Genomic DNA, 14,584 nt, shown 5'->3' on the forward strand with positions numbered 1-14,584 from the left:
ATCCCTCTTTCAAATGCGCGCCAGCCCTTACTTCTCGGGTCTGCCTCAGCAGGCGAGCTTCCGCAGGTTCGACCGATTCGACCGATTCGCAGCGGTCACGGCGGCGGAGATGGCCACCAGCGGCGGCACCCAGCGGGCCTCGCCGGGCGCGATTCCCCAGCCCATCGCCGGATCCCCGGCGGGCAGCGCCACCCGCGCGCCGTCGGTGTACACGGTCGCGCCGGACTCGCGGAGCATCTCGATGGCGCGCAAGGCCTTGCCCGCGCCGACGACCAGGTGGATCTCGCGACGCTCGCGGCCCTGGATCTCGATCACCGGACCGGAGAGGTTGTTGGCCCGCAGGTAACGGCGCACCGTGGCCGCCTGTACGCCCGTCAACTCCACCGCCGCGATGCGCGCATCGGTGATCAGCTCGATGCCGTCGGCGGTCACCGACACGGTCCAGCCGTGGCCCCGGTAGTCGTCTGCGATCTGCGTCGAAGCCACGGGGACAGCGAGAGTAGACGTTGCGGGCACTGTGTTCTCCCATTCACCAGGTAAAGCGAGTTCACGCGTCGATTTCCGGATAACTGTCCGGACCCGCCCCAGCGGGTTCCGAGGACTACCCTCGTCCCCGCAGCTGTGCGTCGGATCCGTTGCGCCTGTGAGGTTTCCTAAAGAACGCTGGTGATCACGGGACGCGCAGGAAATTCTCCACCAGCGATCACGCCCTGCCATCCCCCTCCGGTAGTCGGCGGTATCAGCCTCAGGTCGCACCCCGCCCTCATTCCAACCGCGGCCCGGCTCAGGGTGTTCCACGAGTTCGTGCCTCGAGTACCGGGGTCTTGCAATCGATTTCGGCCGCCCGCAAGATCGAACCGCGCTGTGCAGGCACGATCGAGGAGTAAACATGAGCGTCAACCCGATTCCCCCGACGACCGAGGTGGCGATAGTCGGCGCGGGTCCGGTCGGCATGACCGTCGCCATCGCGCTGGCGGACGCCGGAGTGGATTTCGTGCTGCTGGACAAGATCTCCGAGGGCGCGAACACCTCGCGGGCCTGCGTGGTGCACGCCCGCACCCTGGAGGTGCTCTCGGAGTTCGGGATCTCCGCCACCCTGATCGAACGCGGTGAGGTGGTCGACACCTTCGTGCTGCACGACGGCAGGCACGAACTGGCGGAACTCTCGTTCGCGGATCTGCCGACCGACTATCCGTTCGCCCTGCTCGTTCCGCAGGAGATCACCGAAGAGGTCCTGCTCGAGCGGCTGCGGAAGGTGGGCGGTGAGGTCGCGCGCCCCTACGAGGTCACCGCGGTGACGCAGGACGCCGACGGCGCGACCCTCACCTATACCGACAGCACGGGCACCACCGGCACCCTGGCCGCCCACTATGTGGTGGGTGCAGACGGCATGCACAGTGTGGTGCGCGAACAGGCGGGCATCGGCTTCACCGGCTCCACCTATCCGGAGTCGTTCGTACTCGCGGACATTCGCATGACCTGGCCCGAACCGCGCCAGCAGGTCGGCCTGCACCTGGACCCGCAGGGCGTCACCGTAGTCGCGCCGCTGCCCGACCCGGACGGTATGCGCTACCGCGTCGTCGCCACCGTCGACGAGGCACCCGAGAAGCCCGACCTCGAGCATGTGCAGCAGCTGCTCGACGCGCGCGGCCCCGCAGGCGAGATCACCGTCCACGAACTGCTGTGGAGCTCCCGCTTCCGGGTACACCACCGGGTCGCCGACACCTACCGCGCCGGAAGGGTTTTCGTCGCGGGCGACGCCGCGCACGTACACAGCCCCGCGGGCGGTCAGGGCATGAACACCGGCATCCAGGACGCCGCCGTCCTGGGCAGACTCCTGTCCCAGGTCCTCGGCGGACAGCCCGACACCCTGCTCGACGACTACGAATCCACCCGCCGACCCGTCGCGACCGACGTCGTCAAACTCACCGATCGCATGACCCGCGTGGCCACCCTCTCCCCCAAACCCGCACGCGCGGTACGCAATACCCTCATCGGCCTGGCCACCCGGATCCCCGCCGTCCGCCGCGACATCGCCTACACCCTGTCGGAACTGGGCTACCGCTGACCTTCAAGATCAAGGAGCTCTCACCGCGAACTCTTGCCCGAATCGGCACGGTGAGGGCTCCTTGATCTTGGTCCTGGCGGGGGTCAGGACTGGGCGAGGCCGATCACGTTGCCCTGGGCGTCCTGGACCACGGCGACCAGCTTGCCGCCGCCGACGTCGTGGGGGTCCTCGGTGACGGTGCCGCCCGCTTCGACCAGGGCCTTGACCTCGGCGTTGATATCGTCGACCGTCCAGAACGGGGTGCCGCCGGTCAGGCCGCGGTCGCGGCCGTTGGGGACCAGGCCGACAGCCAGGGAGTCGGCGGGCTGGAAGTGCACGTAGTACGGCTGATCGACCGCGGGTTCCACCCCGAGCAGCGCGGTGAACTGGGCTTTCGCGGCTGCGATATCGGTGACGGGGTAGAGGATCGCGTCAAGTTTGCTGGCCATCGGAGGTGCTCCTTCATGTCGTGTCGAACTCCGTGACACCAACGCTATGGTTCGACCCCCGTCCGGGGCTTCTCGATTCCTGATCGGTCCGTCGCGGGTCGCTGACCGGTCAAGGGCACTTGCCTTGACCGGCGTGCGGGCGGCCGATAGAAAGGGCGGCGTGCATCGCACCCTGTCCCGTTGGCTCGCTGCTGGATTCGCCGGTTTGTCGCTGTTCGCCGTGTCGTGCGATATGGCCATATTGCGGCCGCACGAACGGGCGGTAGCGGCGGCGGGGGTTGCGGGCGGCGGCGCGATGCGGGATAAGGGGCCGGTGCTCGCGGTGCTGGGGGCCTCGTTCGCGGCCGGGACGGGCGCCGGATCGCCGCGGCAGGCGTGGCCGGAAGTGCTGGCCGACACGATCGGGTGGCGGGTGGTGGTGAGCGCGGATCCGGGTGCCGGATTCGTCGCGGGCGGGGCGCGGTCGCTGGGACCCCTCGATCGGCTGCTGCCGAAACTCGATCTGCCACATCTGCATCCGGCACTGGTGATCATCCAGTCCGGACACAATGACGTCGGCGCACCTCCGGCACTGTTGCGCGCCGGGGTGGAACAGTTGATCCGGCTGGTCCGAATGGAATCGCCGACCTCGGCCATCGCGGTGCTGACCGTGTTCCCGACCGGTGATCATCCCGCGCAGGCGGTGTGGGACACCGATGCCGAGATCGTGGCCGCCACCCACAGCGCCGACCCGCACGCGGTGGTCTTCGATCCGCTGGTGTCCAAGTGGCATTTCCCGCGCTTGGCCGACGGGTTACATCCGACCACGGCCGGGCATCGCTGGATCGCGGGAGAGCTCGCCTCAGGCCTGCGCGCGGACGGCGTCGTGCATGTGCCGACCGAGCCGGCGGCGCGGACCTCACACAGCTGACATCGGGCAACCCTCGCCGTGTCGGCGAGACTCGCCGGGACCGTGCAGGAACCTCACAGAAATGAGGTAACAATGTCACAGGTTCGACGCTCACGCTGGTGAGATGGAAGCGATCGCCGAGTTCCAGGAGCCAGGCGAAAACCCTTCACACGCGGGCACGCTCGCGGTGACGGTCGCCGAGCAGTCCCGAATATCCGGCCCGCGAACCTTTCTGGAGGATGCGCGCAGCGGCCGGACCCGCACCTACCGGCAGCTATGGGCCCTCACCCTGGGCTGGGCGCGCAAGCTCGAGGCGTGCCGGATCCGCCCCGGCGCGGTGATCGTCGTCGATCTCGACGATCCCCTCGACTTCGCCACCACCTTCCTCGCGCTCATCGCGGCCGGACGCTGTGTGCTGCCGGTCGATCCACGCGCGCCTCTCGACGAATTGCGGCGCACCCTCACGAGCGTGCATCCGGCCGCGGTCGTCGGCTCGCGCCCCGAACTGGCCGCGGACTGCGGGGTGCCACTGCTGTCCGCGGATCCGGGCCCGGCGCGGACACTGGGTGCGGTCCCGCACGCCGGTCGCGGCGCGGTGCTGCTGTCGACCTCCGGATCGACCGGGGAACCGAAAGCGGTGCGGCTCAGCGAAACCCAGCTGCTGCACGTGGCGGGTGCGGTGGCCCGGCACAATCGGCTGACCGCCGCCGACCGCGGCTACAACTGCCTGCCGCTGTTCCACATCAACGCCGAAGTCGTTGCGCTGCTCGCGACTTCGATCGCGGGCGGCACCCTGGTCCTGGACCGCCGCTTCCACGCGTCGGGCTTCTGGGAGCTGCTCGCCGAACGCCGCATCACCTGGCTCAACGCGGTCCCCGCCATCCTGTCGGTGCTCGGCACCGGCGAGCAGATCCCCGGCGGCACCGGGCTGCGCTTCATTCGGTCGGCCTCGGCCCCGCTGCCGGTCGCGGTGCGCGACCGCATCACCGCGCTCACCGGTGTGCCGATCGTGGAGAGCTACGGCATGACCGAGGCCGCCAGCCAGATCACCGCGACCCCGCTGGACGGCATCGCACCGCCGGGTTCGTGCGGGCGACCGGTCGGTGTGCAGGTCGAGATCCGGGATCGGCGTGGCACCGTGGTGCCGCCGGGAGACACCGGCCGCCTGCACATTCGGGGCGCGGGCGTGATCTCCGGCTATCACGGCGGCCGCGCCCACGACCGCTTCGACGCGCACGGCTGGCTCGACACCGGCGATCTGGGCCGGGTGGACACCGCCGGTTTCGTCTACCTGACCGGTCGCGGCGACGACGTCATCAATCGCGGCGGCGAACTGCTGTATCCGCGCGAGATCGAAGAGGTACTGCTGCCCGACCCCGGGATCCGCGAGGTGGTCGTCGTCGGCCGTCCGGATCCGGTACTCGGCTGGGTACCGGTCGCTTTCGCCATTCCGACCGGCGACACGGCGGGCCTGTCGCAGCGGCTCTACGAGCGCTGCGCGCGGCATCTGGCGCCGTACAAGCATCCGGTCGAGATCCGATTCGTCGAGGACTTCCCGCGCGCGCCCACCGGTAAGGTCCGGCGGCATCTGCTGCGCTCGGCCGCGGACCACTCATGATGACAGCCACCGACATTCAGCGCGCCGACCCGCCCCGCCGGGCGCCGGCGCGGCCACACCTGTACCAGGTCGACCTGTTTCGGGTGCTGACCTTCGCCTGCGTCATCGCGGTGCACGTCATCGACCAGGCCAACGACTCCGGCAATGACACCTCGCACGGCATCCTGACCCTGCTGCACTTCACCCGCTTCGCCTTCTTCGCGCTCACCGGTTTCGTGCTGGTCTACCAGTTCGCCGGAAAGTCGTTCCGCGCCACCACGTTCTGGCGGCGGCGCTTCGCCCTGGTCGGCATCCCGTATGTGGCGTGGTCGGTGGTGTACTGGGCGTATTCGATCCACCTGGGCCAGAACCACGGTTCGGTTCCCTGGCTGCTGAGCCGCCTGGGTCTGGATCTGGTGTGGGGCACCGCCTACTACCACCTGTACTTCCTGCTGGTGACCATGCAGGCGTACCTGCTGTTCCCGCTGCTGCGAAAGCTGTTGCAGGTCACCGCCGGTCATCACGGCTGGCTGCTCACCGGCAGTGCCGCACTGCATCTGGTCGTCCTGTACTACCTGCACTATCCGCCGTTCACGACCGGGCTGTCCGGCGAGCTGTGGACCCACGTTCCCGCCAGCGTGCTGCCGTACCAGTTCTTCACGATCCTCGGTGCGGTCACCGCCTGGCACATCGATGCCGTGCACGCCTTCCTGCGCGCGCACGGCCGCGTGATTGTGGCAGTCCTACTGCTGACCGGCGTTGCGGCCGAAGCGAATTACGTGTTCCTGGTCCATCACGGCCTGCCCCCGTGGGGTGCGAGCGATGTGTTCGTCCCGCAGATGACGCTGTGGTTCGTCGCGGTCAGCGCGGGCCTGTACCTGCTCGGCACCCGCTGGGCGGCCCGCCGCGATGACAGCGATGTGCTGGCCCGGGTCATCCGCTACGGCTCGGATCGCTCCTTCGGGATCTTCCTGGTGCATCCGCTGTTCATCGAGATGCTGATCCCGAAATTCCCGCACCTGCCGCAGCCGTGGAAAACCGTGCTGCTGTATCTGGCCGTGGTGGGCCTGGCCCTCGCCACCACCGAAGTGCTGCGCCGGATTCCGGGCAGTCTCTGGCTCACCGGCCGACCCATGCTGCGCACCGACGTATCGGTGCTGATTCCCCGGCGATTCCGCAACCCGACGCCATCCGACGGCGCCTCGAAGGAGGTCGTATGTTCACCCACACCCTGAATCTGCCGGGCCGCGATGCCAAACCCCGCAACCGCGGCCTGACCATGGTCATCGATCCGGGACTGCCCAGCGGCCAGTTCGACGACATCGTCTCGAGCTACGGCGATCTCATCGACTACGTGAAATTCGGCTGGGGCACCTGTCTGGCCACCCACGACATTCTCGGCAAGACCCAGGCCGCGCGCCGCAACGGCATCGAATTCTATTTCGGTGGCACGCTTTTCGAGAAGTTCGTGATGAACGGCCGGGTCGACGAGTGGTACAAGCTGTGCAGTGACGCCGGGGCGACCGTGGTCGAGATCTCCAATGGCGCGATCCCGCTGCCCAATGCCGAGAAGGCCGAGTACATCCGGCGTTTCGCCGACGAGTTCACGGTGCTCTCGGAGGTCGGGTTCAAGGATCCGAACCGTTCGGAGACCCTGTCCCCCGCGCGCTGGATCGAGTACATCAACCAGGATCTCGACGCGGGTGCGCAGCTGGTGATCGCCGAGGCCCGCGAAAGCGGCCGCAGCGGCATCTGCCGCCCCAATGGCGAACTGCGCTACGGGCTCATCGAGGAGATCGCCGAATCCGCCATCGACACCAACCGATTGATGTTCGAGGCCCCCACCAAGGAATTGCAGATCTACCTGCTGCGCCGTCTGGGCCCGCAGGTGAACCTCGGCAATATCCACACCGGCGACGTGATCGGCCTGGAAACGCTGCGCCTGGGTCTGCGCGCCGACACCATCACCGATTTCCCCGGACCGGAGGCCGCCCGTGCGTGACACCCGAGACGCCTTCCACCTCGCCATCCCCGCCCTCGACCTGGACGCCGCCGAGGAGTTCTACGTGCGCGGGCTGGGCGCGAAACTGGCACGCCGCTACCCGGATCGGATCACCCTGGACTTCTTCGGTGATCAGGTGGTGTGCCACCGCTCGGATATCGTCGACGCCGAACCGCGGATGTATCCCCGCCATTTCGGCGTGACGTTTCGGGAGCGCGAGGATTTCGATCGCCTGGTGAAGCTCGCGGAAATGCGCAAGCTGCCGTTCTTCGCCGAACCGGCAACGCGTTTCGCCGGAATGGTCGAGGAGCATCTGACGGTGGTGCTGCGGGATCCGTCCAACAACCTGCTCGAGTTCAAGCACTACCTGGACCCGCGCATGATGTATTGACCGCCGCTCACCCGGTGACGTCGGACAGGCACAGGCCCTGCGCCCCGGTGCCGACCGTGAAGGTCCGGGTGGTGGTGACGCCGGAGGAATTCCGCACCGGCACCGATACCGCGCTGCCGTCGGATTGCGTCAGCTTCACCTGATCGTCGGCGAATCCGATGGTGCCGGTGAGCCTCCCGGGATTGTTGGCCAGCGTCGAGCCCGCGCACACCAGCGGATAGCGGCCCTCGGTGTCGTCGGCCTGCACCGGATTTCCGGTCCACCGCAACAGATATCGCCGCACGGTGGTCACCGCGTCGCCCGAATTCGTCCACACCGCACCGCCGGCCGCGGTCGTCGTGCCGGGCGGCGGGGTGCTGCTCGGCACCGTCGCGCTCGGCGGCAGGATCTCCGCCTCGGGGGTGAAGGCCCAGGTGGTTCCGGTGACCACCGCGGCGGGCGTGGTCCCGGAGTCCGACGAGCAACCCGTCACCAGACCTCCCGCCGCGAGGACGGCGAAGACGCTGACCGACAAGCTGTTTCGCATCCGAGGCGCAGGCATCCCCAGACCCTTCCACGGCATCGTCCCCGGGACAAGCACCGCCGCGAGCCCCGGGACAACCTCCCGGTGACCTACTTGAGGCCGGAGCGCACGAACGCGTTGACGATATGACGCTGCAACAGCAGGTACAGCAGCAGCACCGGCAGACACGCCAGCCCCGCGACCGCCATCATCGGCCCCCACTGATCACCCTCGGTGCCCATGAAACTGCGCAAACCCAACTGCAGCACACCGTTGGAACGCCGCAGCACCACCGCGGGCCAGAAGTATTCGTTCCACGAGTTGATGAACAGCAGGATCGCCAGCGCCGCGAGCGCGGGCCGCAGGTTGGGCACCACCACGGTCCACAGGATCGACCACGAGCCCCGCCCGTCGATGCGGGCGGCGGCCACCAGCTCCTTGGGGAACGCCGACATGTGCTGACGCAGCAACAGCACCGCCAGCGCCGAGCACAGCGTCGGCAGCACCACGCCGACCAGCGTGTCGAGCAGTCCGAGCCGGGTCAGCAGAATGTAGTTGGGCAGCATGGTGACCTGGAACGGCACCAGCCAGGTGCCGACGAACGCCAGATACAGCAGCCGCTGGAAACGGAAGGTGTACATGGCGAACGCGTAGGCCGCCAGCAGCGCGATCAACAACTGCCCCGCGGCCGAGAGACCGGCGACGATGAAGGTGTTGACCATCAGCCCGGTGATGTCGACCTGCCGGGCCGCGTCGGAGAAGTTGCTCAGCGACAGCGGCCACGGGATCGGCGAGAGCGAGGTGACGTCCTCGGGACGGCGCAGCGCGGTCGCGAACAGCCAGTAGATCGGGAACACGCACACCACGGCGGTGACCGCCAGCAGCACATGGCTGCCGGCGGACCGCAGGCGTTCGACGAGCGATGTTTCAGTCATCGTGGAAGGCAACCTTTTCCGAGATCCAGACCAGCCCCGCGGCCACCACACCGAAGCCCACGAACAGCGCGACACCCGCGGCGGCACTGAGGCCCGCGTCGAAGTTGTGGAACGCGTACTCGTAGAGCAGGTAGTAGATATTGGTCGTGGCCTGCGCCGGACCACCCTGCGTCATGGTGTCGATGAGCGGGAATGTCAGTGTGGGACTGAGCAATACGGTGGTCAGCACCAGGAACAGCAGGGTCGGCGACAGCAGCGGCATGGTGATCCAGCGCCGGATCTGCGCCGGGCTGGCGCCGTCGACGCGGGCCGCCTCGTCGTAATCACCGCTGATACCGGCCAATCCGGCCCACACCACCAGCACCGCGAACCCGATCAGCTGCCAGCCGGTGATGCCGATGATCACCCAGTGCGCGGTTTGCACGTCGTACACCCAGTTGCGCTGCGAACCCAGCATGCTGTCGACGAAGCCGGTGCGCGGGTGCAGCAGCCAGCGCCACACCGCGGCCGCCGCCACCGGCGCGACCAGGAACGGCGTGAAGATCATGGCGTGATAGACGGTCCGGGCCCGCGCCCCCACCTTGCGGCTGGCCAGCGCGATCACCACCGGCAGGATGACGGTGAACGGCAGCATGCCACCGATCAGCACCCCGGTGCGGCCGATCGAATCCCAGAACGCCGGAAGATGCGCCAGCCGATCGTAATTGGCGGTGCCCACCGATTTCATCGGCGAGGTCGGCAGCAGGTTCCAGGAGTAGGTGGACAGCTGCAGCGCCTGTGCCAGCGGCTGATAGGTCCACACCACCAGCAGGATCAGCGCGGGCGCGAGGTACAGGTAGGGCGCCGCGACGCGCGCGACCCGGGGCCACAGTGCGCGGCGCGGACGCACCGCCGGTGCCGAAGCGATCACCGGCGGCGCGTCCGGTTCGACGATAGTGACGAACACCGCTACCCGGCTTCCGCCGCGAGCGCCGAGAGGCGTTCCTGCACTTCGGTTTCCGACTTGTCGTAGAGCTGCGTCGACGGGGCGGCCTCGACCGCGGTCGCGATCACCGTCTCACCGAGCACGTCCAGACGAGTGAATCCCGAACCCACGAAACCCTGCTGACGACCCAGCGGACCCATGGCGTCGATGCGGTAGGCCATGGCCGGACCGACCCATACCGGGATCCCGGACAGCACCGAGGCCGCCGTCATGTGGTTGTGCCCGCACAGGATCATCCGAACATCGGTGCCCGCGAGCACCTCTGCCAGCTGATCGGCGTCGCGCAGCTTGAGGAACTCCGCCGCCGGAATCGCCGAGGGCAGCGGCGGATGGTGCAGCACCAGCAGCGTGCCGCGCGGGGCGGGCCGCTCGAGCTGCGCGCTCAGCCAGGCCAGCTGTTCGACCTCGAGGCGGCCGTCGTGCAGCCCCGGGGTGGTGCTGTCCAGGCCGATCACCCGCAGGCCGTCGACCTCGATGACCTGGTCGAGCGGCACCGCGGTGTCCACCTGATCCGGGTCCTGCCCGAGTAGCTCGGTGGCGAAAGCGCCACGCTCGTCATGGTTTCCCATCACGTAGAGCACCTGGGCGCCGAGTTCGGCCGCCACCGGTTCGACGGCCGCACGCAGCCGCTGATACGCCTCGGGCGCACCGGTGTCGGTCAGGTCACCGGAGAGGATGAACGCGTCGATATTGCGTCCTCCGGTGCGCAACCGCTCGAGCACCCGCACCAGCGACGCGTGGGTGTCGACATTGTCGAGGACCTGTTCACCGGCCACCCGCAGGTGGGTGTCGGTGAGCTGGACCAGAGTCAGGCCGGTCATGACGCGGGCAGCAATTTGGCGCCCTCATTGCGGGCGGCGGTCAATGTGGACTGGGCGTCCTTGCCCTGGAACACCACCGACTCGACGGCGTCCATCATGCCGTCACGAATCTGCAGGTAGTCGTTGCCCGGCATGGAAACCCACGGCTCCATGGTGGACAGCTGCGCCAGGTTGGGCTGCAGCAGCGGGTTCTGCACCGCCCAGGAACCCAGCGCCGACGGGTCGGTCATCATGTCCGAGCGCAGCGGCAGGTAGCCGATGTTCTGCGAGATCTTGACGTAGGCCTCTTCGCTGGTGAGGAACTTGATCAGCTCCCAGGCGGCACGCTGCTTGGCCGGGTCGGAGGTCAGGATGTGCAGGCCCGCACCGGAATTGGTGGGCACGGCCGGCTTGTCACCGAAGCGCGGCATGGGCGCGGAACGCAGGTCCCACTTGTCCTTGGCGCCGGCCACGAAAGTGCCCTGGATGGAGCTGGTTTCGAGGATCATGCCGATCTCGCCGCGGGCGAACGCCTCGTAGCCCTGCTTCTGCTGCAGCTTCGGCATGCTGCCGGAGTTGACCAGATCCTGGGCCATCTTCACGGCCTCGACGCTGGGGGCGTCGGCGTAGGTGAGGGTGTGGCGATCCTGGGAGATCACGCGACCGTCATTGGAGCGCACCATCGACTGCAGGCACCAGTCTTTGGCGGCCTTGGTCAGGCAGTCGATGTAGATGCCGCCCTGATTGGTCTTGGACGTGATTGCCTTGGAGGCGTCGGCGACCTGCTGCCAGGTGACCGGCGGCTTGGCCGGATCCAGACCGGCCTGGGTGAACAGGCTGGCGTTGTAGTACAGCACCGGGGTGGAGAACACGAACGGGACGCCGAAGGTGTGGCCGTCCCAGTCGTCGAGGGTGCGGGCGCGCGGGTTGTAGTGGTACTTCGCGCCGTCGAAGTTGGCCTGTACCGCGTCCTTGCCGAACAGCGTGTCCAGGGGCTTCGCGCCGAGCTGGTGGATGGTGAAATCCAGGTCGCTGAAACCCAACTGGGCGACATCGGGCGGCGTGCCCGCGACGATCTGGTTCTGGATGCTGGAGATGGTGTCGGTGGCCGGGTTGGGGCTGTTGCCCTGCGGCTTCTGCGCGGTCACCTTGATGTTCGGGAACTTCTTGGAGAAGTCCGCGATCAGGCCGTTGAAGGTGTCGGTCCAGGCTCCGGCCATACCGTAGTTGTAGGACTCGAAGACGATTGAAACCTGCTGGTCCGGACGCAGTTCCGGTACTTTGCCGGCCGTAGTGGTGTCGCTGGCGGTGGTGCCGCCGAGCCCGCAGCTGGTCAGCGCGAGGCAGGCGGCGAACACCATGCCCAACATGGGCGCGGTGCGTTTCACGGTGTTCTCCTCATCGAACGGGGGGTGTGAAAATTCAGGCGACGGAGACCGCGACCGCGTCCTGCACGGCGGCCGTCTCGGGCTCCTGCCAGGTCAGGCGCAGGCCGGAAGCCTTGTCGAACAGGTGGATATCGGCGGGGTCGGTGCGCAGCGCGATGTCCTCGCCGACCGCGACCCCGGCGGGCCGGGTGGCCCGCACGCACAGCTCGACGTCGCCCGCGCTGACGTGCACCAGCTCCTCGCTGCCCAGGTTCTCGACCATGGTGATGCGGCCGCGCACGGCGGTCCCGGTGGGATCGATGCGCAGGCGTTCGGGCCGGATGCCCGCGAGCACCTCGGTGTCGGCGGGCAGCTCGGCGTCGATACCCAGCGCGACGTCGATGCCCTCGGTCCGCACCCGCAACGCACCGTCCTGCGAAACTACCTGCGCCGGAAACAGATTCATCGGCGGCGAGCCGAGGAATCCGGCGACGAACGCGGTGCGCGGACGGTCGTAGAGCTCCTCGGGAGTCCCAACCTGTTCGATCTGTCCGCCGTTGAGCAGCGCGATGCGGGTCGCCATGGTCATGGCCTCCACCTGGTCGTGGGTCACGTACAGGAACGTGGCCCCCAACCGGCGGTGCAGGGCGATGAGCTCACCGCGGGTGGCGCTGCGCAGTTTCGCGTCCAGGTTCGACAGCGGCTCGTCCATCAGGAACGCGCCGGGATCACGAACCATGGCGCGCGCCAACGCGACTCGCTGCCGCTGCCCGCCCGAGAGCGCGGCGGGGCGACGCTCGAGCAGCGCCGAGAGCTCCAGGGTCGCGGCGACCTCACTGACGCGCTGGGCGATCTGTGCCCGCGGGCGGCGACGCGCCCGCAGCGGGAAGCCGATGTTCTTGGCCACCGACAGGTGTGGGTAGAGCGCATAGCTCTGGAACACCATGGCCAGGTCCCGCCGCTGCGGCACCTCATCGGTGATGTCGTTGCCGTCCAGCAGGATTCGTCCCTCGGACGGCTGCTCGAGTCCCGCGATCATGCGCAGCAGCGTGGATTTGCCGCAGCCGCTGGGGCCGAGCAGGACCAGGAATTCTCCGTCGGCGATGTCGAGGTTCACCTCGCGCACCGCGTAGTCGGCGCCGAATTTCTTCGACACCGCGTCGATCTGCAGCCGAGCCACGTCTCTCCTTCAGGCCGGCGCGTTGCCGGTCGTGATCCAATTCGCCACGCCGGAGGCGATGGCGGGGGCGTCCTTGACCCACATGAAGTGGTCGCGGTTGGTGATGGCGGACGCCTCGTCGATGTGCCACTGCGTCACCCGTGCGGACGGCATGCGCGAGACCAGGAAATCCACATTGGATTTCGGTCCCAGCACGTCCTCCGACAGCGAGATGGCCAGCACCGGAATGCCCATGGCGGCCAGCAGCGAGTTGTACTTGCGCTTGGTGCCGCTGGGGCGGTAGTAGCTGGTCAGCGAATGCACCGACCAGTCGATCATCACGCCGCCGGGCATGGGCGCGGGAATCAGCACGCCGCCGGGCCACTGCCCCTTGAAGCGCGAGACCAGGCCGATCCACTGGATCTGGCTGATCGCCTCCCACCAGCGGCGCGGGCCGAACGCCCACCAGAACACCGTACCGGTGCCGATCACGGTGACGCTCGCGATCCGGCCGGGCTCGGCGGCGCTGAACAGCAGGGCGAGCTGGCCGCCGAGGCTGTGGCCGAACAGGTGCAGCGCGGCGCCCGGGAAGCGCTCCTCGACCGCGGCGACGATCGCGGGCAGATCGGCCTCGATCATCTCGCGGTAGCCGAAGTCCTTGTGCTCCCCCAGGATCGGGGTGGCCTCACCGTGTGCCCGCAGGTCCACGGTCGCGACCGAGAGCCCCTGTGCGTGCAGCGCTCGAGCCAGGCCGAAGTAGTTCTTGGCCTTCATCGCCATGGCGGGCAGGATCAGCACGACGGGCGCGTCGGCCCGCTCGGCCGGCAGGAAGCGCACGGTGAAGGTGACGTCGTCGGTGCTGGGCACCGAGATCGCCTCCAGCGCACGGAAATCCGGCTTGGACTCGGGCGCGGTGGTCATCACGCCTCCGCTTCGGCGATGGTCACGTCGCAGACATAGTCGAAGGTGAACTTGGCGACCTGTACGTCGTTGTCGTCGAGCAGCACCGCCTTGCCCGCCAGCTCGAAGCGCGCGGATTCCTTGGCCGACAACACTTCTGCCAGCTCGCGCAGGTCGACGGTGGCGATGGCGCGGATGCGGCCGACGGCGGGCTTGCGGTAGGCCGCGGTGCCGCCGCGCAGCACCAGGCGCTCCACCGTGTAGAGCCGTTCGGCGGCGGCGCCGACGAAGGCCGCGGCACCCGCGATGTCGGCGGCGGTGAACAGCGCACCGGCGTGCACGGTCCCCATGTGGTTGCGGACGCTGTCATCGGCGGGGATCTCCACCACCGAGCGGTCGCGGCTGATCTCGGTGATCTGGGTGCCGACGTGGCGGCCGAAGGGCACCATGTCCTGCGAGACGGCGCGCAGGTACTCGTAATCGATTGCGGCGTAGTCCAGTTCGGGGTAGGCGGCGGCGAATCCGGCCAGCACTCTGGTGGTCATCTCGGTGTTGCCTCTC

Annotated in this window: 16 protein-coding genes; 6 read left to right on the plus strand and 10 right to left on the minus strand. The window is 68.1% G+C overall.

Features of this window, described 5'->3' with window-relative positions; translation table 11 throughout:
* Positions 1-45 precede the first annotated feature (45 nt).
* Entirely contained in the window at positions 46-486 is a 441-nt protein-coding gene (locus OG300_RS15175; RefSeq protein WP_405496342.1) for a hypothetical protein, read from the minus strand.
* A gap of 403 nt (positions 487-889) precedes the next feature.
* Between OG300_RS15175 and OG300_RS15180 the strand changes: the two genes are divergently transcribed.
* Positions 890-2,068 (plus strand): FAD-dependent monooxygenase, encoded by a 1,179-nt coding sequence (locus OG300_RS15180; protein ID WP_405496344.1) that lies wholly within the window; start codon positions 890-892, stop codon positions 2,066-2,068.
* 83 nt (positions 2,069-2,151) lie between these two features.
* Here the strand turns inward: OG300_RS15180 and OG300_RS15185 are convergent, their stop codons facing one another.
* Entirely contained in the window at positions 2,152-2,496 is a 345-nt protein-coding gene (locus OG300_RS15185) for a VOC family protein (RefSeq protein ID WP_405496346.1), read from the minus strand.
* A gap of 160 nt (positions 2,497-2,656) precedes the next feature.
* Here OG300_RS15185 and OG300_RS15190 point away from each other — a divergent pair, with 160 nt between their 5' ends.
* The 5 genes from OG300_RS15190 to OG300_RS15210 all read left to right on the plus strand — a co-directional run bounded on the left by OG300_RS15190 (position 2,657) and on the right by OG300_RS15210 (position 7,375).
* Positions 2,657-3,406, plus strand: coding sequence for an SGNH/GDSL hydrolase family protein (locus OG300_RS15190; protein WP_405496348.1), 750 nt, complete (start codon positions 2,657-2,659; stop codon positions 3,404-3,406).
* A 103-nt stretch (positions 3,407-3,509) separates the two neighbouring features.
* Entirely contained in the window at positions 3,510-5,003 is a 1,494-nt protein-coding gene (locus OG300_RS15195; protein WP_405496350.1) for a class I adenylate-forming enzyme family protein, read from the plus strand.
* Complete coding sequence (locus OG300_RS15200; RefSeq protein WP_405496352.1) at positions 5,000-6,217, plus strand: acyltransferase; 1,218 nt, start codon at positions 5,000-5,002, stop codon at positions 6,215-6,217. Before OG300_RS15195 ends, OG300_RS15200 begins: the two co-directional genes overlap by 4 nt.
* Positions 6,199-6,984 carry a phosphosulfolactate synthase gene (locus OG300_RS15205; RefSeq protein WP_405496354.1) on the plus strand — a complete coding sequence of 262 codons (786 nt, stop codon included), beginning with the start codon at positions 6,199-6,201 and terminating at the stop codon, positions 6,982-6,984. Before OG300_RS15200 ends, OG300_RS15205 begins: the two co-directional genes overlap by 19 nt.
* A complete protein-coding gene (locus OG300_RS15210; protein ID WP_405496356.1) occupies positions 6,977-7,375 on the plus strand; it encodes a VOC family protein in 399 nt (132 codons plus the stop codon). The genes OG300_RS15205 and OG300_RS15210 overlap by 8 nt, the downstream gene beginning before the upstream one ends.
* 7 nt (positions 7,376-7,382) lie before the next feature.
* Here the strand turns inward: OG300_RS15210 and OG300_RS15215 are convergent, their stop codons facing one another.
* The 8 genes from OG300_RS15215 to OG300_RS15250 all read right to left on the minus strand — a co-directional run bounded on the left by OG300_RS15215 (position 7,383) and on the right by OG300_RS15250 (position 14,568).
* The gene (locus OG300_RS15215; RefSeq protein WP_405496358.1) at positions 7,383-7,916 is read right to left on the minus strand and encodes a hypothetical protein; all 534 of its coding nucleotides are present in this window, start codon (positions 7,914-7,916) and stop codon (positions 7,383-7,385) included.
* A gap of 71 nt (positions 7,917-7,987) precedes the next feature.
* Positions 7,988-8,812, minus strand: a complete 825-nt coding sequence (locus tag OG300_RS15220) for a carbohydrate ABC transporter permease (RefSeq protein WP_405496360.1) — start codon at positions 8,810-8,812, stop codon at positions 7,988-7,990.
* The gene (locus OG300_RS15225) at positions 8,805-9,758 is read right to left on the minus strand and encodes a carbohydrate ABC transporter permease (protein ID WP_405496362.1); all 954 of its coding nucleotides are present in this window, start codon (positions 9,756-9,758) and stop codon (positions 8,805-8,807) included. The genes OG300_RS15220 and OG300_RS15225 overlap by 8 nt, the downstream gene beginning before the upstream one ends.
* 2 nt (positions 9,759-9,760) lie before the next feature.
* On the minus strand, positions 9,761-10,618 hold the full coding sequence (locus tag OG300_RS15230) for a metallophosphoesterase (RefSeq protein ID WP_405496364.1): 858 nt from the start codon (positions 10,616-10,618) through the stop codon (positions 9,761-9,763).
* Positions 10,615-11,985 (minus strand): ABC transporter substrate-binding protein, encoded by a 1,371-nt coding sequence (locus OG300_RS15235; protein ID WP_405496366.1) that lies wholly within the window; start codon positions 11,983-11,985, stop codon positions 10,615-10,617. The genes OG300_RS15230 and OG300_RS15235 overlap by 4 nt, the downstream gene beginning before the upstream one ends.
* A gap of 34 nt (positions 11,986-12,019) precedes the next feature.
* On the minus strand, positions 12,020-13,144 hold the full coding sequence (locus tag OG300_RS15240; RefSeq protein ID WP_405496368.1) for an ABC transporter ATP-binding protein: 1,125 nt from the start codon (positions 13,142-13,144) through the stop codon (positions 12,020-12,022).
* A gap of 9 nt (positions 13,145-13,153) precedes the next feature.
* On the minus strand, positions 13,154-14,044 hold the full coding sequence (locus OG300_RS15245) for an alpha/beta fold hydrolase (protein WP_405496370.1): 891 nt from the start codon (positions 14,042-14,044) through the stop codon (positions 13,154-13,156).
* Positions 14,044-14,568 carry a YiiD C-terminal domain-containing protein gene (locus tag OG300_RS15250; RefSeq protein ID WP_405496372.1) on the minus strand — a complete coding sequence of 175 codons (525 nt, stop codon included), beginning with the start codon at positions 14,566-14,568 and terminating at the stop codon, positions 14,044-14,046. The genes OG300_RS15245 and OG300_RS15250 overlap by 1 nt, the downstream gene beginning before the upstream one ends.
* Positions 14,569-14,584: the final 16 nt, after the last annotated feature.

The organism is Nocardia sp. NBC_00511, from assembly GCF_045161165.1.
Taxonomy (GTDB): Bacteria; Actinomycetota; Actinomycetes; order Mycobacteriales; family Mycobacteriaceae; genus Nocardia.

Excerpts from the sequence above, each read along its gene's own strand:
- OG300_RS15215 (WP_405496358.1), bottom strand. The coding sequence starts at position 7,916 with ATGCCTGCGCCTCGGATGCGAAACAGCTTGTCGGTCAGCGTCTTCGCC.
- OG300_RS15200 (WP_405496352.1), top strand. The coding sequence starts at position 5,000 with ATGATGACAGCCACCGACATTCAGCGCGCCGACCCGCCCCGCCGGGCG.
- OG300_RS15185 (WP_405496346.1), bottom strand. The coding sequence starts at position 2,496 with ATGGCCAGCAAACTTGACGCGATCCTCTACCCCGTCACCGATATCGCA.
- OG300_RS15230 (WP_405496364.1), bottom strand. The coding sequence starts at position 10,618 with ATGACCGGCCTGACTCTGGTCCAGCTCACCGACACCCACCTGCGGGTG.
- OG300_RS15220 (WP_405496360.1), bottom strand. The coding sequence starts at position 8,812 with ATGACTGAAACATCGCTCGTCGAACGCCTGCGGTCCGCCGGCAGCCAT.
- OG300_RS15245 (WP_405496370.1), bottom strand. The coding sequence starts at position 14,044 with ATGACCACCGCGCCCGAGTCCAAGCCGGATTTCCGTGCGCTGGAGGCG.
- OG300_RS15250 (WP_405496372.1), bottom strand. The coding sequence starts at position 14,568 with ATGACCACCAGAGTGCTGGCCGGATTCGCCGCCGCCTACCCCGAACTG.
- OG300_RS15195 (WP_405496350.1), top strand. The coding sequence starts at position 3,510 with ATGGAAGCGATCGCCGAGTTCCAGGAGCCAGGCGAAAACCCTTCACAC.
- OG300_RS15180 (WP_405496344.1), top strand. The coding sequence starts at position 890 with ATGAGCGTCAACCCGATTCCCCCGACGACCGAGGTGGCGATAGTCGGC.
- OG300_RS15205 (WP_405496354.1), top strand. The coding sequence starts at position 6,199 with ATGTTCACCCACACCCTGAATCTGCCGGGCCGCGATGCCAAACCCCGC.